The sequence below is a fragment of the Nostoc sp. genome (assembly GCF_036919575.1).
GTDB lineage: Bacteria > Cyanobacteriota > Cyanobacteriia > Cyanobacteriales > Nostocaceae > Nostoc.
The window spans coordinates 1-26,697 of the sequence record NZ_JBALBY010000131.1 but is presented as its reverse complement, the minus strand read 5'-3'; the positions used below and the strand labels follow the sequence as shown (position 1 = coordinate 26,697).

At 42.0% G+C, this 26,697-nt stretch carries 27 protein-coding genes; 14 read left to right on the top strand and 13 right to left on the bottom strand.

Annotated elements, in window-relative coordinates:
- The first annotated feature begins 94 nt into the window (after positions 1 to 94).
- Positions 95 to 3,145: an NACHT domain-containing protein gene (locus V7K27_RS35675; RefSeq protein ID WP_334953581.1), complete on the top strand. Its 3,051-nt coding sequence runs from the start codon at positions 95 to 97 to the stop codon at positions 3,143 to 3,145.
- Between the two features lie 263 nt (positions 3,146 to 3,408).
- On the opposite strand, the gene V7K27_RS35670 is transcribed toward V7K27_RS35675, so the two are convergent.
- From V7K27_RS35670 to V7K27_RS35660, 3 genes are all read right to left on the bottom strand, one after another.
- The gene (locus tag V7K27_RS35670; protein ID WP_223265139.1) at positions 3,409 to 3,564 is read right to left on the bottom strand and encodes a type II toxin-antitoxin system RelE family toxin; all 156 of its coding nucleotides are present in this window, start codon (positions 3,562 to 3,564) and stop codon (positions 3,409 to 3,411) included.
- Positions 3,557 to 3,835: a hypothetical protein gene (locus V7K27_RS35665; RefSeq protein ID WP_229486677.1), complete on the bottom strand. Its 279-nt coding sequence runs from the start codon at positions 3,833 to 3,835 to the stop codon at positions 3,557 to 3,559. The genes V7K27_RS35670 and V7K27_RS35665 overlap by 8 nt, the downstream gene beginning before the upstream one ends.
- A gap of 66 nt (positions 3,836 to 3,901) precedes the next feature.
- On the bottom strand, positions 3,902 to 4,207 hold the full coding sequence (locus tag V7K27_RS35660; protein WP_334953580.1) for a hypothetical protein: 306 nt from the start codon (positions 4,205 to 4,207) through the stop codon (positions 3,902 to 3,904).
- Positions 4,208 to 4,260: 53 nt separating this feature from the next.
- On the opposite strand from V7K27_RS35660, the gene V7K27_RS35655 reads away from it, so the two are divergent.
- Both V7K27_RS35655 and V7K27_RS35650 read left to right on the top strand, forming a co-directional pair.
- A complete protein-coding gene (locus tag V7K27_RS35655) occupies positions 4,261 to 4,509 on the top strand; it encodes a hypothetical protein (protein WP_334953702.1) in 249 nt (82 codons plus the stop codon).
- A 14-nt stretch (positions 4,510 to 4,523) separates the two neighbouring features.
- The gene (locus V7K27_RS35650) at positions 4,524 to 4,892 is read left to right on the top strand and encodes a transposase (RefSeq protein WP_442947677.1); all 369 of its coding nucleotides are present in this window, start codon (positions 4,524 to 4,526) and stop codon (positions 4,890 to 4,892) included.
- Between the two features lie 48 nt (positions 4,893 to 4,940).
- On the opposite strand, the gene V7K27_RS35645 is transcribed toward V7K27_RS35650, so the two are convergent.
- A complete protein-coding gene (locus tag V7K27_RS35645) occupies positions 4,941 to 6,485 on the bottom strand; it encodes a phenylacetate--CoA ligase family protein (RefSeq protein ID WP_334953579.1) in 1,545 nt (514 codons plus the stop codon).
- A gap of 440 nt (positions 6,486 to 6,925) precedes the next feature.
- Here V7K27_RS35645 and V7K27_RS35640 point away from each other — a divergent pair, with 440 nt between their 5' ends.
- Together V7K27_RS35640 and V7K27_RS35635 are read left to right on the top strand one after the other, a co-directional pair.
- Positions 6,926 to 8,614, top strand: coding sequence for a serine/threonine-protein kinase (locus tag V7K27_RS35640; protein ID WP_334953577.1), 1,689 nt, complete (start codon positions 6,926 to 6,928; stop codon positions 8,612 to 8,614).
- Between the two features lie 73 nt (positions 8,615 to 8,687).
- Entirely contained in the window at positions 8,688 to 10,742 is a 2,055-nt protein-coding gene (locus V7K27_RS35635) for a serine/threonine-protein kinase (RefSeq protein ID WP_334953575.1), read from the top strand.
- 580 nt (positions 10,743 to 11,322) lie between these two features.
- Here V7K27_RS35635 and V7K27_RS35630 read toward each other — a convergent pair.
- The 4 genes from V7K27_RS35630 to V7K27_RS35615 all read right to left on the bottom strand — a co-directional run bounded on the left by V7K27_RS35630 (position 11,323) and on the right by V7K27_RS35615 (position 15,386).
- Positions 11,323 to 12,714: a hypothetical protein gene (locus V7K27_RS35630; protein ID WP_334953574.1), complete on the bottom strand. Its 1,392-nt coding sequence runs from the start codon at positions 12,712 to 12,714 to the stop codon at positions 11,323 to 11,325.
- A gap of 241 nt (positions 12,715 to 12,955) precedes the next feature.
- Positions 12,956 to 13,186, bottom strand: coding sequence for a hypothetical protein (locus tag V7K27_RS35625; protein ID WP_334953573.1), 231 nt, complete (start codon positions 13,184 to 13,186; stop codon positions 12,956 to 12,958).
- A gap of 25 nt (positions 13,187 to 13,211) precedes the next feature.
- Positions 13,212 to 13,715, bottom strand: a complete 504-nt coding sequence (locus tag V7K27_RS35620) for a class I SAM-dependent methyltransferase (RefSeq protein ID WP_334953571.1) — start codon at positions 13,713 to 13,715, stop codon at positions 13,212 to 13,214.
- Positions 13,716 to 15,386, bottom strand: coding sequence for a phosphatidylglycerol lysyltransferase domain-containing protein (locus V7K27_RS35615; RefSeq protein WP_334953686.1), 1,671 nt, complete (start codon positions 15,384 to 15,386; stop codon positions 13,716 to 13,718). It abuts the gene before it with no gap.
- Positions 15,387 to 15,393: 7 nt separating this feature from the next.
- Here V7K27_RS35615 and V7K27_RS35610 point away from each other — a divergent pair, with 7 nt between their 5' ends.
- Positions 15,394 to 15,582 carry a hypothetical protein gene (locus tag V7K27_RS35610; RefSeq protein ID WP_334953570.1) on the top strand — a complete coding sequence of 63 codons (189 nt, stop codon included), beginning with the start codon at positions 15,394 to 15,396 and terminating at the stop codon, positions 15,580 to 15,582.
- Here V7K27_RS35610 and V7K27_RS35605 read toward each other — a convergent pair.
- Both V7K27_RS35605 and V7K27_RS35600 read right to left on the bottom strand, forming a co-directional pair.
- Positions 15,579 to 16,481, bottom strand: a complete 903-nt coding sequence (locus tag V7K27_RS35605) for an alpha/beta hydrolase (protein ID WP_334953569.1) — start codon at positions 16,479 to 16,481, stop codon at positions 15,579 to 15,581. The two genes, V7K27_RS35610 and V7K27_RS35605, sit on opposite strands and share 4 nt — an antisense overlap.
- A gap of 138 nt (positions 16,482 to 16,619) precedes the next feature.
- On the bottom strand, positions 16,620 to 17,597 hold the full coding sequence (locus V7K27_RS35600) for an alpha/beta hydrolase (protein WP_334953568.1): 978 nt from the start codon (positions 17,595 to 17,597) through the stop codon (positions 16,620 to 16,622).
- Positions 17,598 to 17,665: 68 nt separating this feature from the next.
- Between V7K27_RS35600 and V7K27_RS35595 the strand changes: the two genes are divergently transcribed.
- The 4 genes from V7K27_RS35595 (at position 17,666) to V7K27_RS35580 (ending at position 21,988) form a co-directional block, all read left to right on the top strand.
- Positions 17,666 to 17,872 carry a hypothetical protein gene (locus V7K27_RS35595; RefSeq protein WP_334953567.1) on the top strand — a complete coding sequence of 69 codons (207 nt, stop codon included), beginning with the start codon at positions 17,666 to 17,668 and terminating at the stop codon, positions 17,870 to 17,872.
- A gap of 98 nt (positions 17,873 to 17,970) precedes the next feature.
- Positions 17,971 to 18,903, top strand: coding sequence for a lysylphosphatidylglycerol synthase domain-containing protein (locus V7K27_RS35590; RefSeq protein WP_334953565.1), 933 nt, complete (start codon positions 17,971 to 17,973; stop codon positions 18,901 to 18,903).
- 244 nt (positions 18,904 to 19,147) lie between these two features.
- Positions 19,148 to 19,588 carry a hypothetical protein gene (locus tag V7K27_RS35585; RefSeq protein WP_334953563.1) on the top strand — a complete coding sequence of 147 codons (441 nt, stop codon included), beginning with the start codon at positions 19,148 to 19,150 and terminating at the stop codon, positions 19,586 to 19,588.
- A 60-nt stretch (positions 19,589 to 19,648) separates the two neighbouring features.
- A complete protein-coding gene (locus V7K27_RS35580) occupies positions 19,649 to 21,988 on the top strand; it encodes a tetratricopeptide repeat protein (protein WP_334953561.1) in 2,340 nt (779 codons plus the stop codon).
- Between the two features lie 496 nt (positions 21,989 to 22,484).
- Here the strand turns inward: V7K27_RS35580 and V7K27_RS35575 are convergent, their stop codons facing one another.
- Complete coding sequence (locus V7K27_RS35575) at positions 22,485 to 22,784, bottom strand: type II toxin-antitoxin system HicB family antitoxin (protein ID WP_334953560.1); 300 nt, start codon at positions 22,782 to 22,784, stop codon at positions 22,485 to 22,487.
- A gap of 159 nt (positions 22,785 to 22,943) precedes the next feature.
- On the opposite strand from V7K27_RS35575, the gene V7K27_RS35570 reads away from it, so the two are divergent.
- Both V7K27_RS35570 and V7K27_RS35565 read left to right on the top strand, forming a co-directional pair.
- Positions 22,944 to 23,237 (top strand): type II toxin-antitoxin system HicB family antitoxin, encoded by a 294-nt coding sequence (locus V7K27_RS35570; protein WP_334953559.1) that lies wholly within the window; start codon positions 22,944 to 22,946, stop codon positions 23,235 to 23,237.
- A gap of 2 nt (positions 23,238 to 23,239) precedes the next feature.
- Positions 23,240 to 23,428, top strand: a complete 189-nt coding sequence (locus V7K27_RS35565) for a type II toxin-antitoxin system HicA family toxin (RefSeq protein ID WP_334953558.1) — start codon at positions 23,240 to 23,242, stop codon at positions 23,426 to 23,428.
- A gap of 29 nt (positions 23,429 to 23,457) precedes the next feature.
- On the opposite strand, the gene V7K27_RS35560 is transcribed toward V7K27_RS35565, so the two are convergent.
- The gene (locus V7K27_RS35560; RefSeq protein WP_334953556.1) at positions 23,458 to 23,703 is read right to left on the bottom strand and encodes an AbrB/MazE/SpoVT family DNA-binding domain-containing protein; all 246 of its coding nucleotides are present in this window, start codon (positions 23,701 to 23,703) and stop codon (positions 23,458 to 23,460) included.
- Positions 23,704 to 23,907: 204 nt separating this feature from the next.
- Complete coding sequence (locus V7K27_RS35555) at positions 23,908 to 24,102, bottom strand: type II toxin-antitoxin system VapB family antitoxin (RefSeq protein ID WP_334953555.1); 195 nt, start codon at positions 24,100 to 24,102, stop codon at positions 23,908 to 23,910.
- Between the two features lie 425 nt (positions 24,103 to 24,527).
- Here V7K27_RS35555 and V7K27_RS35550 point away from each other — a divergent pair, with 425 nt between their 5' ends.
- Entirely contained in the window at positions 24,528 to 25,097 is a 570-nt protein-coding gene (locus V7K27_RS35550) for a Uma2 family endonuclease (protein ID WP_334953554.1), read from the top strand.
- 119 nt (positions 25,098 to 25,216) lie between these two features.
- A partial coding sequence (locus V7K27_RS35545) for an aspartate kinase (RefSeq protein WP_334953553.1) occupies positions 25,217 to 26,697 on the top strand: 1,481 nt, incomplete at its 3' end.

The following is a 26,697-nucleotide window of genomic DNA, read 5'->3' as shown; positions in this document are numbered from 1 at the left end:
CAAATCCCCCACACAGCGTCTATAATGCTTGTATCGTCAGGTTTTGCAGCTTGGGTAAGCTTGTTTGTTTGGGTAATTAAAAATTATTTGACTGATGTCAAGAAATATTCGTAAAAATGAATCAGCTTTAGAAAATTTACTCAGTCTGGTAGAAGCATTGCTGCAACAGTCACAAAAGCAAGATTGTGAGTCAAAACTTCCACTTTGCGTTGTCTGGGAAGCTGATAAGCTGCGAATTACCGGATATAAAAGCCAACAGACAAAAGGAAACAGAAGCAAAACAACTGAAGTTGGTACAAAGCAGGAATATTTACTCAAACAGATTAAAGATGCTGGCAAAATTTTAAAACTTCCCCGGCAAAAAGCAGAATCTAACGTTTCTCAGGAAGATAGAGAATTGCAAGAGATTCAAACTGCACTTGACTGGCTAGGGGAGTTAAGAGTGCGAGAACCCAAAGACGCCGCGAATAATAAAGGTTATTGGAAATTTACCCTGACGCTAAAACATCAGACAGCGACGATAAAAGAGAATCTGGAGGTGGTTAAGCAGAAGTGGAAGGAATACCAAAAGACGAATTTAAAAGAAACACCCCAGGTACAAGCAACAGATAATAGCTTGGATTGGCAAGAAATCTGCCGCGCTATGCTGGAAAAGCACAAGCGTCTCACCACAAATGAGTTGCTGTTTGCTGATGAAGAGATGAAATTTGACCTAGAGGCAATTCATGTACCTTTAGCATTGGTGGAGCGTACTAAACCGAAGAAGTGCAACGAGGATATTTCCGCAGAACAAGGTTCGCAACTTTACGAACCGAGTTATGAAGAGAAGCAGCGATTTGAACATGAGGCTTTTTTAGAGAAAATTATCCGTGATGGTGTTGGTAAAACTCAAGGACAGCGCATCGCTTTAATTGGGGAACCGGGTGCGGGAAAAACTACTCAGTTGCAAACTATAGCTTTTTGGATATTAAACAATAATCTGGGTTTACCAATTTGGATTTCTTTGGCAGACTTGCAAGGAAAGAGTGTAGAAAATTATCTGTTGCAAGATTGGCTGAAGAATGCTTTAGGAGTGGTGCGTGTAAAAGAAGAACAGGAAAACACTTTAGAGAAATTATTCAAGAATAATCGTGTGTGGTTGTTGTTGGATGCAGCAGATGAAATGTCTTCACTCCAACCATTAACTGAGATTTCCCAGCAGTTGACGGGATGGGTGAAATATGCGCGGGTTGTGCTGACTTGTCGGGTGAATGTTTGGGAAGCAAACGGGGGCGCTTTAGAAAATTTTGAGACGTATCGGTTACTCAATTTTGAATATCCGCAACAAGTGCAAGAGTTTATTGAGCGTTGGTTTCAACCTCGGAACCTCACCCCCCAGCCCCCTCTCCTTATTAAGGAGAGGGGGAGTAACAAAGGCGAAAAATTATGGCAGGAATTAGATAAAGCTGAACGTCAGCGCATCCAAGATTTAGTTAAAAATCCTTTGCGGTTAGCCCTGTTGTGTAGCACTTGGCAAGGTTCAGATAAAGGTTTACCGGAAACTAAAGCCGGACTTTATCAGCAGTTTGTGGAAGAGGTTTACAAGTGGAAAGAAAACCGCTTCCCTACCACCGAACAGCAGCAAGACGAATTAAACGCTGCGTTGGGACGTTTGGCAAAACGGGCAATTGATCAAGAAACGTCACGGTTTCGGCTAGCACATAAGTTTGTGGGTGAGGAATTAGGTGATCCAAAACAGCAAAATTCTTTATTTTGGTTAGCGTTAAAGTTGGGATGGCTAAATGAAGTTGGACTGGCTGCGGAATCAGCAACGAAAGAGAAAGTTTACGCTTTCTACCATCCCACATTTGAGGAATATTTTGCAGCGTTGGCGATCGCTGATTGGCACGAGTTTCTGAATCATGTTCCCGACAACCCCGCACTAGGGGTTTATCGCATTTTTGCCCCGCAGTGGAAAGAAGTGATTTTGCTGTGGTTGGGACGTGAGGATGTGGGGAGGAAGGAAAAAGAAGAGTTTATTCAGGCGTTGGTGGAATTTGATGATGGCTTTTACAAACTTTATTGGTTTCAAGCCTACTTTTTAGCAGCAAATGGTATTGCAGAATTTAGGGATTGTAGTTGTGCTGGTGAAATAGTAGCACAGATAGTTCAATGGGCTTTTGGTTGCTTTGATAGTACTAAACAAGCGTGGCAGTCTTTCTTTCCACTTGAGAAAAAAGCTCAAACAATAATTCGAGATACTGACCACAGCAAAGTTGTTATTGAACTCATTAAATTGTTGCACTTATGTCAAGATAAAGAAATCCTTGGTAAAGTTGCATTAACTTTATTAGATTTTTCTCCTGATAATTTTGAAGCTTGCAAAGTTCTGAAGGAACTAATTAACAATAGTGATGATTACTTTGTTCCACTTTTTTGGTTGAATAATCGTGAATTTAATGAACAAGTTGAAGTTATAAGACAGCATGTGTTTTCGGATTCACGACCTATTGAAATGCTGTCTGAGGCACTCGAAGAAGAAAATCAGAGTAGTAGAGAAGAAATAATAGATTTAATTTACTCCCTAAACAATATTGAGGATAGTAATTCACAAAAGGGTGAGACAATGTTGAGATTAGAGAAAATAATTACTGGTAATCCAGAGGCTATTTCTCCCATTCTTGAAGTTATTAAGCGATCGCTGGGTTCCAACGAAGACTCTGATCGCTACCTTTTGTTTAAGGCTCTTGAATATGTAAGAAGAATTGGAAGTGGTAATCCAGAGTTAATAAGTATTCTGATTTTAATCATCAATAATCATGCATATCGTGAAAATTATGCAATTAAAGAACATGCTATCTCGGCTTTAACAGCTATTGGTATTGGCAATGAAAATGTATTTAAGTTTATCATTAATTTAATAGACAATGATGGCTTAGTTGGATTTGTTAGTCTTGTTGCATGTTTAGGAATAATCCTTAAAGATAATTTATTTTCTTTAGCAGTTACCAAGTTAAGTTGCTACTTACAAGATTCAGTTTGTCAAAATAATCGTGCTTTCTACTTTCATTGCTATTGGACACTTTACCATTGCGCCGAAAATATGCCCTACCCAGCTTTTTATCAAGCTTGGCATCAACAAGAGAAAGTGAAAGATGGAGAGTAGGAAATAAAAATACTTCCTCCAGTCAAAACATAAGCGAAATGTAGAAGTAGCAATCCCTTGTAAAGACGCAATGAATCGCATCTCGTAAGCGTCTCGTAAATCTATCGCGTCTGATATTTCCGCAATCCAGGGAATGCGATCGCACCTAATAAAACAGACATTGTAAACAGAATGAAAATGCGTAGGCGTAGCCCGCCGCAGGCATCGTTTTTGCGATCGCCGCGATGAATTGATTAAGCGATCGCCTTTACGGTTTATATACCTCACTGCGATGAGCGATCCTTCAGGGCTTTAATGTTGGGGTGCGATCGAGGAGTTTGTTCTAGCTGCTGCAAACATCGGGCAATTTTCTTAGCAAAAGCTTTGTCAGCATTGACATAAACTTCTTGGACATCGGGATGAAGAATAACTTCATACATCAGAGCGAAGAGTTCTCCAGGCGGTGTATTGGGCTTTAGGCGTTACTTGATTTTGCTTAACTCGCTCTAACAATCCAGGAATTGCCAAAAGTTCTTGGGTTGCAGCTTCGCTTTCAGCATTTGCCAAATAAGCAGCAAAATCAGTCAGCACCTGTAATCGCTCTGGAGATAGTTGCTGGAGTAAGTCATTAAGCTGTTGCTGCAACTCTGCGACAGAGATCAAATCTGCTGATGACCCATCATCCATCGGAGAATTATCGGTAGTATTCATTGCCTACTTCATAATTTCAAGGTTTAGTTTTTATTATGCCGCGATCGCTGGAGATAATGGAAGTAACTAGCTTTTATACTTGATTTTTAACTTCATTGTGCCTAAGCTACCAACTATAAATTCAAACGAACTTGCGTTGTGAACCAAAGCTATCAAAATTCTTCCAGGTGCTTTGGTTATCTTAGGGGAAACTGTGGCAGAGGCGATCGCCCCTAGTAAAACAGATATTGTAAACAGAATGGGAATGCGTAGGCGTAGCCCGCCGCAGGCATCGTTTTTGCGATCGCCCCTTGTAGAGACGCGATTCATGGCGTCTTCTTCCTTCCCATCATTTACATAGCGCAAATAATTCCGAGTTTTTTCGGTTGGCAATTACATCAATGCAAAGCAATAATTGCATAAATTTTTATATCAAAGATGTAATCATGAATAATGATGAGCCTCAACCAGAAAACAACAAACCCAAATACAAAGGTAAATATCGAATTGATTCAACCCGTTTGCCAGCATGGAATTATGCTAGTGATGGTGGATATTTCATTACTATTTGCACCGACGGTAAAAAATACTTTTTTGGTGAGGTGTGCAGGGTGAAATGCAGCGATCGCCAATTGGAGAAATTGCTCAGAAATTGTGGTACGAGATTCCTAATCATTTTTCTAATTGCCGGATAGATTCGTTTTGCGTCATGCCTAATCATATTCACGGGATTTTGGTTATTAATCAAATACGAGAAGACGCGATTCAAACGATTCAAACACAGGAAGAAGACGCGATGAATCGCGTCTCTACAAGGGGGGATGGTGAACCGGGTGGGGTTACTGGGTTATTTAACCCGATGTTGTCTAAAAATTCTCTTTCTAAAATTGTTAGGTGGTACAAAGGACGATGTACATTTGAAATTAATCAAATCTCTCAAGGTTTTAGATGGGAAGGAAGGTTTCATGACAACATAATTCGTAATGAATTTGCCCTCGATCAAATTAGACAATATATTATCAATAACCCAATCAATTGGGAACGCGATCGCGAACAACCACCCCATCCCCCCTTGTAGAGACGCGATTCATCGCGTCTTCTTGTATTTGATTCATCGCGCCTAGTACTATTGACGCGTATAACGATGTTTCACCCCAATGGGGAAATATTCAAAATCACCCATTGGCGCTAATGTAACCTGTGGTGTTTGATATTCTGCGGGAACATAATTTGCAAACTCGCTATTTAAACGTAGCAGTTGTGAAAGAATAGAAGATGCGATCGCTTCTCTTCGATCTTCACTACCCTCTACCCCTGCTCCTAACTCCACAACCACAGATAAAAATCGATTCTTATCTGCATCTTCCTTCACCTGCAACACAAATTTACCCGTCACCCATTCTTGAATTCCTGGTTGTTCTAATCCCACCGTCACATTTTCTGGATAGATATTTGCGCCAAAGTAGGAAACTGTAAAGTTAGAACGACCGAAGACATAAACGAAAGGTAGCTGATGAATACCTCTAAGGGAGTGGGGAGTGGGGAGTGGGGAGTGGGGAGTGGGGAGTGCTGAGTTTTCTAACGCTGCAACAGGGTTAAATCCCCATTCTGCTAAAAATTGCAGCATGGCATCATAACTAATTATCCCGCCAGTATCCAAGATGTCATAACGCACTAAGGGAATACCGTTATCTCCCGAAAACAGCAATCCGCCATCTTCAACTTCAAAAAAGCGACTGCAAGGATCATATTGTACTAACGTGGGTAAACGCGATTCCCCAAATAAAGCTCTAGCTGCATCGGGATTTTTTGCCAAAAAACGGCGAATGCAAATACTTAACGGTGTTTCATTACCTAAAACTCCTGCATCCGCAGTGCCGTAAAGTGATGCAAAATCATAACAGGGATTTTGTGAACCAACTCTTTCACCAACTAAACTCCGCCATTCTTCACTAAATACTTCTCCCGCCATCACTAATTTAATCTGATATTGCTGCCACTCCACACTACAAGCGATACCAGTATCAATCACATCTTTTAAAAATGGCGGGTATCCCAATAACACCACTTGCTGAAATGCTGAACCTAGTTCTTGGACAACTCGCAAGATTTCTTCTTTGTTGTTACCAGGAGTAATTACAGTGATGGGATAACCTTTGCTAGCAAGATAACGACAGCAATTAGTAGTAAACATTCCACCTACCCAAGTGCCTAAAGTGAAACAAATCACTGCTAGGGTACGTCTGGTATCTGAATAGAAACTATCGTGAAAAATCTGTTCAAAACGTGTGGCGATTTGGAGTTCATCTGTGAAAAAACGAGGCCAAAATGTGGGTTTACCACTGGAACCTGATGAAGCAGCTATCATATCACACTCTTCTAATTGTCCGTTGCGGCACAAGTCAGCTAAGGGATAACGCAGGATATAATTTTGTTTAGCGATCGCTGGTAGTTTTTGAAACTCCTCTAAGCTTTGAATAGTTGCGGGATTAATTTCCCTTTCTGCTAAAAAAGCCTTGTAAGCTGGTACATTAGCCGCCACATCGTGAAATAAACTCAAAGCTGCTGAAGTTGGAGTGTTGAGATGCCGTTGCAGTACCGTTTCTAGGGGGGTAGACAAAAAATCTTCAAATGCTTTAATTACTTGTTGCTGTCGTGGTTTGCAGTTCATCAGAAATTTGGGTAGAAACCCCGTCCCTTCGGCAAGCTCAGGGCAACGCCTTAGAGGACGGCTTTACTGTAAAATTAGCATACGGTGAAATTGCTAAATGCAGGAAATTGACTCGTTTCCAAAGCTTAAGCAGTAACCAAGTGAGATAGCGAGTATCCACGTAAATTGAGTCGCGAGGTGTGGGGGTGAGTACACCCTCTGGTCAAACGTAACCGCGCCCGTAAGTTCCGCAAGCAACATAAGTGAACAAGCGATTGTTAGTAGTGTTGGGAGGGGGACAAAGCCTCGTACCTTCAGGTTGAGGAATGGTTACGACGCTTGTTGTTTATCCTGAAGTCGAACCAACACCGTTAAAATAATTCGTAATTCGTAGGATATCCGAAAATGAGGGTATGCGCGTTGTAGTTAGTCAATAAAACCTTAATTTATCCTTGGGCACCATGCAGCTCTATTGCAGTAAACAACACACAAATAATGGCAGTAACCGCTTTTGTACCCATTGTGGTGAACCATTACCTCTTGCTGTGGGGCAGATTGTGGATAATCGCTATCAGATTATCCGTCTTCTAGGGCAGGGCGGCTTTGGACGCACCTATTTGGCCCAAGATAGAGATAAGTCCGATCAAACATGTGTGCTGAAGGAATTTGCACCCCAAGTACAAAAACAGCAAGATTTACAAAAAGCTAAAGAGTTATTTGAACGAGAAGCAAATGTTCTGAAAAAACTCCAGCATTCGCAAATTCCGCGTTTTCACGCCTCGCTACAAGTGAAGATAGGTACTAAAGATTTTTTCTTTCTGGTGCAAGATTATGTGGAAGGTGACAATTATTACCAATTATTAGAACAGCGCGAAAGTCAAGGAAAAACCTTCAGTGAAGAGGAAGTAATCACCCTTCTGCAACAGATTTTACCCGTGTTATCCTACATCCACTCACAAGATGTAGTTCACCGCGATATCACTCCTGATAATCTAATTTGGCGACGTTCTGATCATCTGCCAGTGTTAATTGATTTTGGTGGTGTCAAGCAATTGCCAGCTTCTCAAGGTTTTTGGCGGACTAAGTTGGTTGGAAATAACACTTTGCTAGGTAAAAAGGGCTACGCTCCAGAGGAACAGCTACGGCAGGGTAAAGTATTTTTAAGTAGTGATTTATATTCTTTGGCGGTGACGACATTGGTGTTGCTCACAGGTAAAGAACCACAAAAATTATACGACAGCTATCAGGGAATTTGGGGATGGGGAAAGGAAATTCGAGTTAGTCCCCAACTGGAAGCGGTGTTAAAAAAGATGCTGGCTTATAAACCGAGCGATCGCTACCAACGAGCCGATCAAATCCTCAAAGATTTACCATCGCCAACTGCTACAAAATCCCCAAGTAATTATATTACCACCAAGATCAAGACGATGGTAGTTGCTCCAGGAAGACAACGCGCCAGTGCTATTGTGAGTAGATTCCAGAGTCAAACGCAAGCACTCGCTAAACCAATATCTTGGCCTGTTTGGATTCGCCCTTTTGTAATCAGTTTAGGGGGGACAGCTTTAGTTGGATTAACTTTGGCGGCAGGAAATGCAGTCATTCGGACTGTAACTTCAATCACCATTCCATCAATTTCATTACCGCAAATTCCCAAGTTTCCAAATCCAAGCGGAAAACCAGTTAGCGACAAAGGAAAAAATCACGACCTCCAACAAATTAACAGTCGTCGTCAACAGCTAGAAATTACTGAAGGGTTTTTTATTCCCTTTGTAGATAATTTATTTTATACAAAAAAACCGGAATTAAAGGGACGTAGCTTGACATCTAAACCTGAAGATGCTGGTTTACGAGATGAATGGTCAAGTATCGCTGACGATTTATTGAATAAACTAGAACAGGCTGATCTGAGTACAGCAGCACGTCGGAAACTGGGTAAATATACTGCACAAAATTACGAAACATGGAGACGACTTGCGCGATCGGGGCAGTTTGGGAATTATACAATTGATCAACTGAACAAAGACACAAATGAAAAATTTGATCGGTTGTTTCCTGGTGAGGAGCGTGGGAAACTGAATCAACAGACTTTTGGTCAAATTTGGTATGCGATCGCAGCCGATCAAATCAGTAAAGTACAATCTGGCAAATAAGGGGACTGGGGAAGAGTCACTAATAACAAATAACAAATAACAAATGACAAATGACAAATGACAAATAACAAACATGAGTTATAGTATTCAACCGGGACTAACTTTAGGCGATCGCTATCTAATTGTGCGTCAAATTGGTCAAGGTGGCTTTGGACGCACTTATTTAGCTGAAGATATCAACCGTTTCCGCGAACTTTGTGTTTTAAAGGAATTTTCTCCCCAAGTTCAAACCGCTTACGTTGTTCAAAAAGCTGAAGAACTGTTTGAGAGAGAAGCGAGTGTTCTTTATAAACTGCAACATCCCCAAATTCCCCGCTTCCGGGAACTGCTGAGGATGAATTTAGGGGGCAAAGAATATCTGTTTTTGGTGCAAGATTATGTCGAAGGGGAAACTTACAATTCGTTGTTAGATGCCCGGATACAAAGGGGTTTGCGCTTTACAGAGGCGGAAGTACACCAATTGTTGCTTTTAATTTTGCCAGTGTTGGAATACATCCACTCACTAGGAGTAATTCATCGAGATATTTCTCCAGATAACTTAATGCTTCGGACTGTTGACCAACTGCCAGTGTTAATTGATTTTGGCGGTGTCAAACAAGTAGTAGCAACCGTTGCTTCCCAATATTACCAACCCGGTGTCGTTGCACCTCCCCCAGCACCAACCCTATTGGGTAAAGTAGGATTTGCACCCCCAGAACAGATGCAAACTGGGATGGTATCTCCCCACAGCGACTTGTATGCAATGGCCGCAACAATGCTGGTTTTACTGACAGGAAAACAACCCCAAGAATTAATTGATGCCTACACTCTCAGTTGGCAGTGGCGCCGAGAAGTTAGCCTGAGTCAAACTTTGGCACAAGTACTAGATAAAATGTTATCTCCCAGACCAGGCGATCGCTATCAATCAGCCCGTCAAGTACTCCAAGCCCTCAACCCACTCCCAGCTAACTATCCCCCAACTCAATATCCCACCCCACCACAACCCACATCCGCCACCGTCGCCATCTCTCCCTCATCCCCCTCATCCCCCTCATCCCCCTCATCCCCCTGGTGGACACCTACAAAAACCTTCCTTGCGGCGGTGGCGTTAGCTGGTAGTGTTGGATTAATTTGGTGGGGAATGAATAGCAGCCGCGATGTAGTGGAAGTCAAACCTACACCCACAGCCAGCCCAATTCCAACTGAAGAACCAACCGATCCCTTAGCGCAATATTCACCAGCAGAACGGGAACGCAAAGAAAGATTAAGCGATCGCCGTCAACAATTGGGTATTGATGAGAAATTCTATATTAACTTGGTGAATCAAGTTTTTTGGGACAGAAACCCCAGTTTACGGGGACGCACTCTCAGCAACGCTACTGAAGATGAGAGTTTGCGGGCAGAATGGGATCAAACAGCCTCAGAATTGTTAGAAAAACTAGCACCATTGAGTAACAAAGCACGTCAAAAATTGGGAACTTACACAACTGCTGAACGCGATCGCTGGAAACTACAAGTCAACAAAATCAACGTTGGTAGTCGTTCTTTAGCTGATTTGGGAAATGCTGCTTTCTTAAGTGTATTCCCTGATGAGCGTGGTAAAGATTTCCGAGAACAGCCCATTGGACAAGTTTGGTACGGTTTTGTTAGCGATCGGCTTAGTGCTATCCTCGCCGGTAGCGCTTTCGAGAAACTTGTCTTTGATCCCGGCGCTACTGGGAAAATAGTTAGCGGTACTCTCCAACCTGGTGGTGGTAAAGTATTTATTGCTGGACTTGCCAAAGAGCAATCTCTGGAATTGAAGCTAGAAGCAAATTCCCAAGTTTTGTTATCAGTCTATTCACCCTCTGGCAAAATTCAATTTTTAGAAGATTCTACCCAGCGTAGTTTGTCAACTAAATTACCAGAAAAGGGATTTTACGAGTTTGTCGTGGTTTCGACAGCATCGAAACCAGTAGATTATCAACTCAGCATTACAGTGGAAAATCCCACTCCTCCCCCATCGCCAACGCCCACGGAAACACCCACGCTTACACCAACTCCCACGCCAACGCCAACTCCCACGCTTACACCAACTCCCACACCCACTCCCACAGAAACCGCCACACCTGAACCGACACCGACGCAAGAAACAAAGTCCAAGCTCTAGCTATATTTTAGGGAACCGATGATCCATTAATCGTAGGATGCGTTAGAGGGAACATCTAAGCTAATCGGCATTGAAGCTGCATAGTTAAGGCGGGCAAGATGCCCACCCCACAAGATATTTAGAAAATTGCAATATGCTTTCTTAGATGTGTTTTAGCTTAACGCACCGCAACAGTTAAAGATGGTGTCGTACTCTCAGGGCTATTTCATTCTCATCTAGTCCGCCTCAGAATGAATTCTGAGTCTAATAGCACTCATTCGTCTAAAGACGACTAAGAAAAGGTTATAGGTTATAGTCCAATACGCTTGGGTTAGCGCCAAAAACCCTTCATCTGCGTAGATTGGGTGGAGGAACGAAACCCAACATTTTCGTGGGTTTGTTGGGTTTCACTACGTTCCACCCAACCTACGATTATCCTTAACCCAAGCGTATTGGGTTATAGTCCGTTTTAACGGACTTTAGCTAAAAGCCCTAAACTTCAGTTCTGGGCGGTTTCTGTCTAGAATCAAATAGCTCTGGTCGTACTCTGTGCGCTAACACACCCTACAAAATTGGCCAAAAAGTAGAATTGCTATGCAATCTAATTGTCAATACAGACAGAAGTAAGTTTGCTGTAATATTCAGTTTTTGCATAGATGCCGATCATACTATCACCGACTGCAAAAAAAGTACCTTCTTGCTCATCTTTAGAAAATTGCAAATCGGGGTATTTAGCAGCAGCTTCTTCAGCAGTCATGGCTTTTGCTTCCATTTGATCTGGCAATAGTCCAGTACAACCAATATAAAATACTAAGGGAGATATCTTATCTTGGTAGATATTTTCTGCATATTGTTCTAGCTTCTTATTTGCCGTCGTTAAAGCTGCAACCATTTCTTCTTTGCTAATCTGCTTACCAGTTTGTTTATCCTGCAATAACTGCGCCAAACTATCAGCACCAACTTTCTTAAGAATACCTGCAACTATGCCATTTTGCTCAAGCCCAAGAAAATCATCAAAAATTGGTTTCATAAACTCGTCAACTTTCGTAATCTTGGTGCGTGATGAAAGTAACCTGTGCCTAACAGCGAGATTCTCATCAAATGCCATTTCAAAACTCGCCTTTATGATAATTTCTCCAGTTTCTTTGTCATAAAGACGATACATTCTATTCAGAAATTTGTTAGCCGAAGGTAACTTACTGAGATTCAGAATATCTTGACTACCGATGTCGATTTTATAGCTCAACCTTGAGTCAATAGTTCCACTAATTAAACTTTCATTGATATCAGTGTATTCGTTAGTTGTAGGAAAGTTGATGTAAATATTCTTAGACAGATAGTGCTTTTGAAACTCATCTAACTGTGCCGCTATAAATACATCTGACTCCTTTTTTAAGTGCGCGCAAATAATACTAGTCAGTACTTTAATTTCTGCTAGTTCATTAAATAGTCCATCAATACTGCTATAACAACTATTAGCAGCTACAAGCGGCAAGTTATCTAACTGAATGGTATATTCAGCATTGAAGTCAAATTCTTCTACATCCAGTATGCCGTTTTCTTTTAGTAAGTCAAAGGCTTTTTTACTGCTGATTTTGACTTGTAACGACTTTATATTGATTTTGCCGTCACTTACAATCGTGTAGTTATTAAAGCTATTGAGGTCATTTACCAACAAACCTGCTACTTCAAGAGTGGGGGTTTGGTCTTCAAATTTGGCAAGTTTGACTTTACGTTTTATAAGCATATTGATAGTAGCAGTATTGCGGTTAAACTGAAACTCGCCCATACCAACATACTCAGCATTATCCATATATTCTGTTCTCAACCAAGGTTGAAGCAGTTCCCCATTTTCGTTTCTAACACCTTTAACACGCTTGATACCTGTTCTTTGATAATGTTCTTGCAGGTGTTTGATATTGACGATAATATTATGGCGATATTCTGCAAAAATTTGGATTAGTTCTACAAGAGAAATTTGATTATTTGTCATATTGCCACCTTATAAAGGTCAAGAATATTTTCAAGCCACGGTTACTGAAGTCTATTATTCTTCCAGAAAAGCTGTTACAACCCAATACGATTCAGTTAAGGCTTAACTCTTTGTCAAATTCAATTTTTTGTTTTTCTTTCTTGTGCTTAAATATGGTTTAGCGCATCTTCATACAGAATTGGTATTACTACAAACTTTGGGCATCGCCTGATAAACTTCGCGTTGCATACTCACCGGATATTCAGACTTTTATAGTACAATTGTACCATAAAAATATCAAGTTGTTGCAGCTACGCCCGTGATAGATATTGCCCTGCAATGAGGTGTTATGGTGTTGCTGACGACTTCTGCCATACTGCTGAATAACGCCAGAATAAATGCTTTGTAACCATTGCACCTTGAGTGACTTGGTATAAATTCGTTGTGCTTGTAAGAGAGTCAGATACTTGTCTGTGCGAAGATGTTCTTTCATTGCGATCGCTGCTTCTGGCGATCGCTTAACTGTTCCTAAGCGCCTGAAATATCCAATTCAGGGGAAGAGCAAGGAAATCGCTCAATCTATCTTGTATACTTTCATGCTCTAGTAAGTCTAGAATTACAAGCTTACCACCCGGCTTCAAGGCAGCTTGCAAATTGGGCAATAAGTTCTCCAATGGCAAATGATGAAGAGTTGCAATAGACACAATTGCGTCAAATTGCTTTACTGGAAACTCCCACTGCAAAATGTCAGCAACTTGATAATCTATTCTCGGATACTGCCGAGATTTTTGTTTAGCAACTTCTATCATCTTGGGAGATAAATCTATTGCAATAACTCTATCAGCGCGTTGAGCTAAAAGACGAGAGAATGAACCAGTTCCACACCCAATATCCAGAACATTTTCACAGTGCGATGGTAACTGTTTGAGTAGAAAATTGTCATAGTGACTGTTGTGATTCCAACCTTGTTGCTCATGCAAAGCAATTCGGTCAAAATCATTCCGAATTTTTTGAGTCCACATTTAAGCTCCAGGTTTGAAATAATCGAAAAGGCGATCGCCTGAATCTGCGCGAATCAATGCCACAACTACATCGGGTAAGGCGGTTAAACTGGGGTAAACCAAATAACGTGGTTCCCAACGGGGGCGAAACTTCTCTCTGTAGGCGTGCAGTCCCTTGAAATTATAGAAGCGATTCAAATGCCCATAAAGATAGTGCAATACTTTCTCCAAGCGGCGCGATTCTGGGTAGTCTCCAACTCCCGCAAGGGCAGAAAGACCGAAATTAAAGCTGTCGTACCCACCCTCTTTAAAATGTTGGAGTAGGGAAATAAATAGAAAGTCCATTGTGCCATTTTCAATCGACGGGCGGTGTCGCATCATGTCAATAGTGGCTTCGTTGAGTTGATACTCGCTGAGAATGTTGGCAAAGGCGCTGATCTCACCTTCAGGATTATGCACCACAGCAATCTCGCACTCTCGCAGGTAAGCTTCTTCAAACCAACCCAAAGAAAATTGTTTTTCTGAACCTTGTACCATTTTCAGCCATTCATCACTGACAGGTTTGAGTCGGTGCAACAAAGCATCGGCGATGGGTGGTTGATAAAAGTCGATTTGGTATCCTAGCTTAGTTAAACGACTAATTGATGGTCTAAAGTTTTTCCCGGCTTTACCTTGTAACGTAAAACTTTTTAGATCAACGATCGCTTCTTCTCCAATCTTGAGTACCTTAAACCCCAACGACTTGTAAAGCTCAACATCATCGGGCATCGTTTGGTAAAACCCAGGATACCAGTCGTTGCGCTGGCAAAACTGCTGGAAAGCAATAATTGTCTCTTTGCGGTCTTCAATTGGGCCGATGGGATCTCCTAAAGCGATCGCGCCTCGTCCTTTAGGAACATAAGCAATTACACTATTACCCGAAGGACTGAAATAATAACTTTTATCATTTAAAAGTGTGAACGCTGCTAAAGAAGAACATCCATATTGCTCAACAATTTGTTTAGCTTTTTGTCGCTCATGTGTAGTTGCGAGATTCCGCCAAAACACAGGTTGCAATAGCATTACTATTGCATAAGTAATAGTAACTGCGGCAATAATATAGATAGAATTAGCAAAAAAATCTCCAAATCGGCTTTTTGGTTGCAGTCCCCAATTATCCTCGGTGAAGAACATCGCTAAAGTCTGAACTATCGCTTCCCGCCAATTAAAATTCTCGGAAAACTTGCCGTCTAACAAGTAAAATCCAATAGTTCCGTATGCCAGAGTAAATAATAAAGCGCCGATCAGCGCTCGAACTCCCCGTGCAATTGAAGGACGGTCTGATTGCGCCGTGAAAAAATGGCGCATCAAGATTAATTGCACCAGCAAAACTCCAGAGAGTAGACTTTCCTCATAGTCCAATCCCTTCAGCAAGTGGCTGAAAATGGAAATCACTAGTAAAGTAATCGTCAGTAACCAGGCGATTCTTTTTCGGCGTAATAAGTTAGTAGCAAGTGCTAGTAAAACAAACCCAGTCAACGCTGCAAATATATGACCACTGGCACGAATTTCAAATGGTAAAAATTCCTTCAACCAGTGATTTCGCCCGTATAGCGTAGGTGTCACTGCTGACAACAAATTTACTACTCCGACTAAACCTGTAAGGAAAGCTGCACTCCAAAGTCCAATCTGAGTTTTTAAATTATTAGTCATTTGTTCTTTGTCATTTGTCATTTGTCATTTGTCATTTGTCATTTGTCATTTGTCATTTGTCATTTGTCATTTGTCATTTGTCATTTGTCATTTGTCATTTGTTTTGGCGTTAAAACTCCTAACTCCAGTACAGACGCGATTAATCGCGTCTCTACTCCCCACTCCCCACTCCCCACTCCCCACTCCCCACTCCTAATTCTTAACTTTTTTAAACTGTTCACCTACATACGAGAGCGAATCTTTGAGATGTTTGTGAAAGTAGTTCCAGCCTATATCTGCACCAGACAAACCATGACCTCCAGGAAATGCATAAAATACGTGAGCAATGCCTAATTTCTTTAAGGTTTCGCTGAAGGTTTTGGTAGAAGCTCGCAAATTAGTATCGTTCAGACCTGCATCCAGGTAAACACGCAATCGCTTCCTATCTTCAACTGGTAGCTGTTGCACAATTTGTTGGGGACTATTTTGTGAACCACTATTATCGGTAAAATAACCGCTATGGCTAAACAAAATCTGGAAGTTGTTGAGATAGCGTAACCCAATATTAAAAGCCCCCCATCCCCCAGAAGACAGACCTCCCAGCGCCCAAAACTGGGGTTCTTCCACAGTGCGGTAGCGCGACTTGACAATTTGTACTAATTCTGAACCAATCAAAGTCCCTACTTTGCCATTCGGCCCATCAAAATAATCAGGATCATACAAAGGACTGGAACCGCGATTATCATTACCATCAGGTGTAATCACAATCGATGGCGGTAATTTTCCACTTTGATAAAGTTCATGCAGTACGTCTAAAAGTGCGTATTTATCAGCGTAAGCACGAGCATCATCATGACCACCGTGCAATAAGAATATCACAGGGTAGCGCTTTTGCTGATTTTTGTTATAGCCAGGGGGCAAAATCACACCGTAGTTACGGACTGCACCCATTGCTTGGGAGTTGAAGGTTGCTAATTGAAACTTTAGCCCAGTATCTGCCTCTTCTGGGGGCGGGTCTAGTTGTGGCGCACCTAAGATGAATACATAATAATAACCGGCGGTCGTGAGAAGTGCGATCGCTCCTACCAAGCCAATTAAAAATTTAGAAATCTTCATATTTTTTTAGCGGTTAAAAAAAATCACCTCCATTAGAACTTACTATAGTGAATATGCTGAAAAATTGCACCAAAGCTTTCCACGTTGACATCCATTGGTCAACGTTTTGGCAAAATCGCCTTATTTACATTGAAAGTTCTAATAACTTCGAGTATTTTTATCCCGATTAAAACCTAAATTTTCATCTCTATGAGCTATCTCAGAAGCTCTAAATTGTTTTCCCACAAATGTCAAAGAATCCGCTAAGTGTTCACGCCAGTATTGCCAAGTGTGACTACCAGGAAACTGACGAAACGAATTATAAATTTTGAGATTATTTAGGACTTCAGTAAATCCTTTGGCTTCGCCGAGTTCTTCAATATCTGATTTACCTGAATCTAGGTATATTCGCAATCTTCTTTTAGCTGGTGTGGGAATGGTTTTGATATAAGATATTGGGCTATTCTTCGGACCGCTTTTATCCTGAAAATAACCACTATGACTAAATAAAATCGAGAAATGATCCAGGTTGTGTAATCCCACATTCATTGCTCCCCAACCGCCAGAAGATAAACCACCTATCGCCCAAAAATCTGGATTAGTTAGTGTCCGATAACGGCTTTGCACAACTTTTACTAACTCATCCCCCACGGCTGTAGAGACTTTACCGTTAGGGCCATCGATATATTGGGGGTCCCAGTAGCGACTAGAGCCACGTTTGTCGTTGCCATCTGGTGTAATGATGATGCTGGGTGGCAACTTACCTGTAGTATAAAGTTTTTCCACAGTCTTGAGAGCTTGTCCCTTGTTCTGAATAAACCAATCACTGGGATAACCATGTCCACCGTGGAGGAGAAAGATTACAGGATAACTTTGTTTTAGGTTTTGTTTATAGCCCGGTGGTAAAGAAACGCCGTAGGTACGACTTGCGCCCATTACTTGACTCTTGTAGGTTTCAATCTTGTAAGTTAGAGGAGTAGCTAAATCGCTAGTATTGGGCTGGGTTGAAATAAGGGAAGGCGTTGTTTGTAAATCCTGCGGTTGAGGTGGTTTTGCTGTTACACTTTGACTGTAATTACAGCCAACTAGAGTTAATACTGAAACTAGCAAGAGAATTTTAGATTTTTTGTAGTTCATTAATCAGTTATCACTATAAAAACAACTTTGGTAGCTGGTGTTTATCTTCAAAAGCTTATGCAAATGATATGTCAATTATGTGTCAACCTGATGAAAATTTTGCGACTGCTATTGAAGAAGAATTCAGAATTCAGGAGTCAGAATTCAGGAGTCAGGAGTCAGGAGTCAGAATTCAGGAGTCAGAATTCAGAATTCAGAATTCAGGAGTCAGGAGTCAGGAGTCAGAAGTCAGGAGTCAGAATTCAGAATTCAGGACTTACGCAAAAAGGCAGTGAAAGCCTTAATTTACTGTAGGGGCAATTGATGAATTGCCCCTACATTTCGTACTTGATGCGTAAGTCCTACAGAAGTCAGAATTCAGGAGTCATTTAAAATGCTTAAAAAGTTGCGACTCAAATTTAGCACACTGTTGGGTTTATCGCTGCTGGTGCTTTCTGTGTGGGCGATCGCTAACGAATTGCATGAGTATAATTATCGTGATATCCTCAACTCTCTAGCTGCTATTCCCAAAAGTCGCTTAAGCTGGGCAGTTTGGCTGACAGCCTTGGGCTATCTAGTGATGGTTGGGTACGATATCTTAGGTTTTAGCTACATTAATCGTTCCCTAAGTTGGAACAAGATTGCTCTAACTAGCTTTATTAGCTCTGCGTTTAGTAATACCATCGGTTTTGCCTTGCTGACTGGCAGTGCTATCCGTTATCGATTTTACTCTAGTTGGGGAGTGTCAGCAGGAGCGATCGCTCAAGTAATTGCTTTCGCCAATTTTACTTTTTGGTTGGGAATGTTTGCCGTTGCAGGTTGCTTGTTCCTCATCAACCCCCTCAAAATTCCCACTCAATTACATTTACCTTTTGCCACGGTGCGTCCCATCGGCGTGATTTTTCTGTTATTGGTTGCTGCTTATTTGCTAGGAAGTATTTTTATTCAACAACCATTAATAATTCGGGGACAAGAATTTCGATTTCCTTCTTTGAAAATATCCCTGGCTCAAATCGCAATTTCTAGTTTTGACTGGATTCTGGCGGCGGCGGTTCTTTATGTTGTGCTTCCTACTAATATATCTTTGTCCTATCTAGACTTTTTGGGAATCTACTTACTAGCGATGTTTGCAGGTGTTGTTAGTAATGTCCCCGGTGGTTTGGGAGTATTTGAAACTATAATTTTGCTGATTCTCTCTTCAAAAGTTTCGGCTGCGGCAGTTTTGGGATCAATGCTAGTTTATCGGGGAGTCTACTATTATTTACCTTTGCTATTAGCAGCAGGTTTGCTAGGACTTTATGAAATTAGATTTAAACGGGGAATTTAAAACATAGACCTCTTGCATAAATCAAAAATAAGAACCCCACCCCGCCAAAGCTACGCTTTGTCTCCCCTCCCCGCAAGCGAGGAGGGGACTATGATGTACCTTGTATGATTAGGAAACGCTATAAGCTGTGAGGTTCATATCTTAAATTAGTTTTATGATTATTATGCTATTTGCTCTCCATTACGTGTTTAGAGGCTGTTAAACTGATAACCATAAATAAAATATCGTGTATTTTGGCAAACTTATGGAGCCAGTATCACTCACAGCAGCTGCGATCGCAACCTTGGTAATCACCAAAGCTATAGAAAAAACCGTAGAGAAGATAACTGAAGGTACACTGGACAAGCTAAAACTGCTACGTCAAAAAATTTGGGATAAGTTCCAGGGTAAGCCGAAAGTGCAAGAAGCCTTAACAAAGGCTGAACAAGGTTCTAAGGAAGATTTAGACTTGGTTTCTACCGAACTACAGGTCGAAATGGACACCGACACCCAATTTCGTGAAGAAGTTCAAAGCCTTGCTCAAGAAATTCACCACGAAATTAATATTGGCAAGGTTCAAGGTAAAAATGTCCAGAATGTTTACGATGGCCAAGGTTTTCAAAGCATTGATAGTAAGGCTCCCACTTTTCAAGGCGTAGACAATAGCCCCATTACTATCAATTACAATCAGAATTCCCCTGATTGACTAAAGTCGCCTGAAGGGGAACGGGCAAAGTTAAATCCCACTACTGAAATACCGCAAAATTTGCCCCTGAGTGGGGTACTGGAGTTTGTCGGGCGTGAGGAAGAATTGCAAAATCTTCACCAACTTTTGCAGGATAATAAACAAGTTGCGATCGCAGCGATCGCAGGCATGGGTGGACTGGGTAAAACAGAACTGGCCTTACAATATGCGATCGCTCACCGTGAAAATTACAAAGGTGGAATTTGCTGGTTGCTGGCAACAACTGAAGATGTGGGCATTCAAATTGTGCAGTTTGCCAGAACTCACCTTGATTTAAACCTACCAGAGTATTTAACACAAGATTCTCAAGACAAATTACTCGCGCAAGTCCAATATTGCTGGCGGCATTGGCGTGAGGGGGGTGATGTGCTGCTAGTGCTGGATGATGTCGCGGAATACAAGGAAGTTAAGCCCTACTTCCAGTCGCTATCTTCTCGGTTTAAAGTGCTGATGACCACAAGGGAAAAATTACAGCCGCCCATAGTGCGATTAGACTTGGATTTGCTGAAACCATTGGCGGCAATGAAGCTATTAAAATTGTTGGTGGGTAGAGAACGACTGCAACGTGAGCCTTGGATTGCTAGAAGACTTTGTAAGCATCTCGGTTATTTACCTTTGGGTTTGGAATTAGTCGGGAGGTATCTAGCACTTGATGAGGATTTATCTCTAGCAGAAATCTTGCAACAATTGAAAGATGAAGGTCTGACAAATGAAGCGGTAGACGAAGCTCCACAAGAAATGACCGCTAAACTAGGCGTAGCTGCTGCCTTTGAATTAAGTTGGCGGCGTTTGCAGGAAAACGCTCAAGTTTTAGGTTGTCTCCTGAGTTTATTTGCCTTGGCTCCGATTCCTTGGAATTTGGTTGAGCAAAATGAAGCTAAAGAGCAAAAAAAAGCCAGACGCAATTTGTTAAAGTTCTATTTACTCCAACGCAAAGGTGAGGAAATCTACCAACTTCATCCACTGCTGCGAGAATTTTTCCAACTGAAGTTGAAAGGGTTATCTCAAGCAGAAGAATTAAAGCGATCGCTTTGTCAGATAATGGTAGCGATCGCCCAAGATATTCCTGACTCGCCCACCCTTGAGCAAATCACCGCCGTTTCTCCCGCCATACCTCATCTGGCTGAAGTGGCTAATTATCTCATTCAATACGTCAGCGATGATGATTTGATTTGGCCTTTCGTCGGTAACGCTAGATTTTACAATGGTCAAGGTTTATATAACCAAGCTTTACCCTGGTTTAAACAATGTCTAGAAGTCACTAAAAAGCGCTTGGGAGAAGAACATCCATCTGTCGCCATTAGCCTCAACAACCTAGCGTTACTCTACAACTCCCAAGGCAGATACAGCGATGCCGAACCCCTTCACATCCAAGCTTTAGCACTCAGGCGCAAGCTGCTGGGAGAAGAACATCGAGATGTCGCCCAAAGCCTCAATAACCTAGCGGGACTCTACGACTCCCAAGGCAGATACAGCGAAGCCGAACCCCTTTACATCCAAGCTTTAGCACTCAGGCGCAAGTTGCTGGGAGAAGAACATTCAGATGTCGCCCAAAGCCTTAACAACCTAGCGTTATTTTACTACTCCCAAGGCAGATACAGCGATGCCGAACCCCTTCTCATCCAAGCTTTAGCACTCATGCGTCAACTGCTGGGTGAAGAACATCCACATGTCGCCCAAAGCCTTCACAACCTAGCGGGACTCTACCGTTCCCAAGGCAGATACAACGAAGCCGAACTCCTTTTAATCCAAGCTTTAGCACTCAGCCGCAAGCTGCTAGGAGAAGAACATCCACATATCGCCCAAAGCCTCAACAGCCTAGCGGGACTCTACCTTTCCCAAGGCAGATACAGCGAAGCCGAACCCCTTCACATCCAAGCTTTAGCACTCAGGCGCCAGCTGCTGGGAGAAGAACATCCAGATGTCGCCACTAGCCTCAACAACCTAGCAGGACTCTACGGTTTCCAAGGCAGATACAGCGAAGCCGAACCCCTTTTTATCCAAGCTTTAGCACTCTGGCGCAAGCTGCCGGGAGAAGAACATCCAGATGTCGCCACTAGCCTCAACAACCTAGCGGGACTCTACGACTCCCAAGGCAGATACAGCGAAGCCGAACCCCTTTACATCCAAGCTTTAGCACTCAGGCGCAAGCTGCTGGGAGAAGAACATCCAGATGTCGCCACTAGCCTCAACAACCTAGCGGGACTCTACGACTCCCAAGGCAGATACAGGGATGCCGAACTCCTTTACATCCAAGCTTTAGATATTTTGGAGCGACGGTTAGGGGTGAATCATCCTAATACTGTTACTGTGCGTGGAAATTTAGCATATTTGCGCGATCGCCTCTCCCCACCACAGTAAAATTTGACTTCTGGGCAAAGCATACCATGCTAAAACTTATAATAAGCGATCGCCTAGACTAAAATTCATATTCAATTAAGTAAAAATACCTGATTATTTACTCAAAAGCAGCTTTTACTTTTTCAAAAGCAGCTTTTAATCTCGCATTTTAGTGTTTTCCACAAACAAAAGCAGCTTTTACTTCTTCAAAAGCAGCTTTTAATCTCGCATTTTAGTGTTTTCCGCAAACAAAAGCAGCTTTTAATCTCGCATTTTAGTGTTTTCCACAAACAAAAGCAGCTTTTACTTTCGCATTTTAGTGTTTTCCACAAGCAAAAGCAGTTTTTACTTACTCAAACCCCAGTTTGCTTTCTCATTTGAGTAATTCACGCATTCATTTTGGTATATCGTTGAGCCGAAAGCTGGCCGCAGCTACGCCCGTCGGAGACATCGCTTTAGTTTATAGTGTAAATTGACAAGCGATCGCTTGTGAGAGTTGAGAGATGAATCCCGACGCTTACACGGTATCCATCGGCTCAAGGGTTGGCTCCTTGTTGAGGTCAATATTATCAATTACTGGTAGAGAATGTCCCAGCTTTAACCCAAGCAAAATCCAGTCTTCCAACGTTGAGCGTAATTCATCCTCACACTCGCGCAAAGTCAATGCAAAGGCTATCACTCCTTTGCAAACAGGAATTCTACCTGTAAATGTACCATCTTCTAACTTGTCATAAATTGCCTGGGCGTAGACGCAAAGCGGCTTGTCGCCAGACATCGCTCGGTCAACATAGTCGCTCAGAATAAACCTTATCACCATGAAATCTCGTGTTGTGCTACCAGTTTAATCTTACGTTAAAAAATTGATTTCTCTGACGCTTTACCCCTGTTGAATGATGGTGTTGTCAGGGCGATCGCTCTAGTTTAAAGCGTAAATCTACAAGCGATGTCTTACGCCTACGCTATTATGTGGTTGTGAATGATAGAGAGCAATTGCCCCCACAACAAAAAATCAGCTACGATCAATCATATAATTATCTTCACAAACACAGCAATGTTAATTACATACACTGCGAAATATACAAAAACTAATAGCGGATATATGGGACAACTCATTGAATGGCAAGAAGTCATCACAGAAGGAGAAACCATAGAAGAATGCAGAGCTATGTTGCAAGACGCAACAAAAGAAATGGTTATTGCTTATCGTCAACAAAATAAAGAAATTCCCACAGGTGGTTATTTGCTCGAACAAATTCCTATAGAGGTTTGAGTGTGTCAGTCAAACGAAAGGAGCTAATTAAATACTTAGAAGAAAATGGCTTTTATTTATTAAGGGAAGGAGGAAATCATTCTATTTATACTAATGATATAAAAACTATTCCGGTAAAACGGCATCCTACCATTGATCGGATTACTGCTAATGAGATTTGTAAACAAGCTGGTTTATTACCTAATTTTTAAGTGCCATTTAGCGCACTAAAATATTTGTATCAAGTCCAATCACTTGAGCCTTCTTGGATTGCGGCTTCCATTTCTTCCAAAGTTGCGCTTTTCATCCCCGGACGGTGTAAAATCCCGGATAAACTTTGGATAGGGATATTTAGGGGAATTAGTTTAACTGTTCCATTTTCATCAATAACAAAATCAACCCTATTACCTGGATCAAGGTTAAGATAATCCCGAATTTCTTTGGGAATAGTTACCTGTCCTTTGCTGGTGATGGTAGCGCTAGCCATACGCACGTTCCTTACATCAGTTCCTTACTTAAGGATAACGTCTATTGACTAATCCAGAAAGCATCAAGAAAGCGTTCAGTACCTCAGTCAATATCAGATCAGCAATCGCAAGCGGTTCTACTCCCAAAAGTCTATCTAGCTTATTTGTTTCTGGGGTTTCCCTACCGTTAAAATAGTCTATCCATACACTTGAATCTACAATAATCATGAATTTGTTCTTATCTCATCAAGGTTGTCTTCCCATTGGAGATTACCTCGATAAGCTTTTATTTTTTCTTGTTGCTTTAGTTTAATTAGTGTCTTCAGTCCAAGTTCAATTACTTCTTGTTTAGTCTTAAGCCCAGTTACTTTAATTGCTTCATCTATGAGCTTTTCATCAATAAAAAAATCAGTTTTCATGGTAGGTTTAGATATTTGTATTCAAATAGCATATCATTTAATCCTATTTAGTATGCATTGAGTTCGTCAATCAAATGCAAGCTTGTCCACCCATAATGCTAGGGTCAAATGTAATTCTGTCTAGACCTAACATAAAACAGGAGTCAGGAGTCAGAATTCAGAATTCAGAATTGGTGAATACTGTACCCATAAAGGGATAGAGTTTTAAGGCGAGAATATTTTAATTTTTTTCGCCCACCAGTTTTTCGCCCACTAGTGGCGAGGTTTTGACCAATATTCATCACCCACTCGTACAGAATTCATACGCTCATTCTGACTCCTGAGTTCTGAATTCTTCTTATAAAATTCTCTCTCAAAAACCAACTTCAATCAACAGCAAACGCTACCCTAGAAATCAGCTTCACTCAAACCTTGAAGTTTCAACTATGATCGCCTCGCCCCAACAAAACTACTTCACTCCTGAAGAGTACCTCCAAATGGAGGAACAAAACCCTGTCAAACATGAATACATCGACGGCTACATCTACGCAATGGCTGGGGCGCTTGACCCACATGTTACTATTGCTCTTAACCTTGCATCTCTCCTCCGTAATCATGTACGCGGCTCTGGAAGGCGTGTTTACATCGTTGATATGAAAGCCCGAATTGAATCTCTGAATCGCTTTTATTATCCCGATGTTATGGTTACTTGCGACCAACGAGATCAAGAAACGCCAGCTTATAAAAGATTTCCCTGTTTAATTGTCGAAGTTTTATCTAATTCTACTGAAGCCTTTGACCGGGGCGACAAATTTGCCGATTATCAAACACTGGAAAGTCTGCAAGAGTATGTTTTAATTAATACAAAACGTCAGCGAGTTGAGTGTTTTCGACGCAATGAGCAGAGGCTCTGGGTTTTACAATCTTACACATCAGAGCATCAATCATTTCGACTCAATAGCGTGGATTTTGAGGAAACAATGGCGGCACTTTACGAAGATGTAGTTTTTGAATAATCAATTATAATGCGGTATGCTACACGATATTTAGTAAACTATGTAACTAATAAGCCTTCAAAGCTTCCTGACCCGGTGGGGGCATTGATCAAAGCAGGGACAATTGATTAAAAAAAGTTATGGCGCTCATAGTTCAGAAATACGGTGGTACATCTGTTGGTTCAGTCGAACGTATTCAAGCTGTTGCACAGCGTGTTTATAAAACGGTTAAAGCTGGAAACTCTCTGGTCGTAGTGGTTTCGGCAATGGGGAAAACCACCGATGGACTCGTCAAACTAGCTAATGAAATTTCTCGAAATCCTAACCGCCGGGAAATGGATATGCTGCTTTCCACTGGCGAACAAGTAACGATCGCTTTACTCAGTATGGCATTGCAGGAACTCGGACAACCAGCAATCTCGATGACTGGCGCTCAGGTAGGAATTGTTACCGAAGCCGAACACAGCCGCGCTCGAATTTTGCATATTGAAACTACTCGCCTAACTCGCCACATAAATGAAGGTAAAGTAGTTGTAGTAGCTGGCTTTCAAGGCACATCTAGCACTGAAGAGATAGAAATTACGACTTTGGGGCGTGGTGGTTCCGACACATCAGCAGTGGCGATCGCAGCCGCATTAAAAGCGAATTTTTGCGAAATTTATACAGATGTTCCAGGGATTCTAACTACAGACCCCCGCTTAGTTCCCGAAGCTCAGTTGATTGATGCCATCAGCTGCAATGAAATGTTGGAACTAGCTAGCTTGGGCGCAAAAGTGTTGCATCCCCGTGCTGTGGAAATTGCGCGTAACTATGGTGTACCTCTGGTGGTCAGGTCTAGTTGGACAGATGCCCCCGGCACTTGGGTAACATCAGCCAAACCCCAAGGGCGATCGCTAATCAATCTCGAAATTGCCCGTCCAGTAGATGCTGTAGAATTTGACACTAACCAAGCAAAAGTAGCTTTGTTGCGCGTACCCGACAAACCAGGCGTAGCAGCAAGGTTATTTGGTGAAATTTCTCGGCAAAAAGTAGACGTAGATTTGATTATTCAGTCAATTCATGAAGGTAACAGTAATGACATTGCCTTTACTGTCACCACACCAATATTAAAACGGGCAGAAGCAGTAACAACAGCGATCGCTCCAGCACTGAGGAGTCAATCTAACCCCAAATTGGACGAAGCGGAGGTAATGATAGAACATAACATTGCCAAAGTCAGCATTGCTGGCGCGGGAATGATTGGCCGTCCCGGTGTAGCGGCAAAAATGTTCGCCACCTTAGCCGAAGCAGGCGTAAACATCCAGATGATTTCCACCAGCGAAGTGAAAGTAAGTTGTGTAGTCCATGCCGCCGAATGCGATCGCGCTGTCGCCGCACTCCGCACCGCCTTTGAAATAGAGGCAGGCGAGGCAAAAAGAGATGAGGGAGATGAGGAAGCAAGGGGAGATGAGGGAGTAGGAAGAGACAAATTAATTTTCTTATCCCCCTCATCTTCCTCATCCCCCTCATCCCCCTCATCCCCCTCATCTTCCTCATCCCCCTCATCCCCCTCATCCCCCTCATCCCCCTCATCCCCCTCATCCCCCTCATCCCCCTCATCCCCCTCATCCCCCTCATCCCC